This window comes from Vibrio sp. Vb1574, from assembly GCF_033338675.1.
Window position 1 is genome coordinate 1 of sequence record NZ_JAWOTC010000510.1, and the last position, 1,001, is coordinate 1,001.

The 1,001-nt window shown below is 48.1% G+C and carries 1 protein-coding gene; it reads right to left on the reverse strand.

The window, feature by feature from the left end:
* Positions 1-73: 73 nt before the first annotated feature.
* On the reverse strand, positions 74-1,001 hold a 928-nt coding region (locus R7O12_RS27240), incomplete at its 5' end, for a Preprotein translocase subunit SecY (protein ID WP_318127165.1).

Sequence of the window (1,001 nt, forward strand, 5' to 3'; positions counted from 1 at the left end):
TAGGTGGTTTAGGGCTGAAAATAAAAAAAGAGCGCCCATCGACGCTCTTTAAATATTTACTGAGTCTAGACCATTAAGCGGCTTCAGCTTGACCAATCCAATGGTAATGGTGGTTGGCTTTTTTACCCACCAGCCCAAGCTCTGCAAGCTCTTCGAAGACTTTGTCTACCTCTTCCGCAGAAAGTCTAAATTGCTTCGCTACCGCTTTTTTCGTACACGTGATTTGATGAGTTTTAAGGGCATCGCTCACCTGTTCTAGCAGTGTTTTTGGCTCTTCCGGTTCTTCAATTTTTTGCTCAATGGCGGGTTCATCTTCATCCTTAATGTGTGGAAGATAACCCGCTGGTTCTGGTTCAATATCGCGAATTGATGCCACAGTCATGCCTGCGTAGCGACGGTAATAATGACGGAAACGTTGTTCTTCACCAATCAAGCCAACAAAAAACGCCGCAAAGAAATCGAGCAGGAAGGATAAGAACACCACCAGCCATAACTGAGCTTGTTGCGATGTCGTACCGAACGCATTTGCAAGGCTATCGATCAGACCGATGACCGAGCCTTGCGTTACAGGAGGCAAACTGTCTCGCTCCATCGCCAATCTCTGCTGCTCTTCGCGCAGGGTTTTGTTTTGCTCTTGAATTCGCGTCACCCCCGTTGCGATGCGCTCCATCTCGATGTACTTCTGCGCCGCGATGTTGTTCAGCTCGATCTGTTTATCGATAGACGCAATCTGGCGGTTAAACGCTTCGATTTTTGCTTGCTCGACAGAAATATGGCTTTGTGCGCTGTTAGTCGCGCTGTTGATGCCGCCGATACTGCCGCCAATAGAGATAGCAGCAAGCACAGAGTAAAACACCAAGGCCGTAATTGCCCCACCGTAATTTCTGTGGGCGCGACGCTCGCCGTATTCATACCACGCATAAAATTTGCCAGCTTCAAAGATGATGGCCAAACCACCAAACAGCGCCTGCATCATTGGGTTGTCGTCAATTGACAAAAAT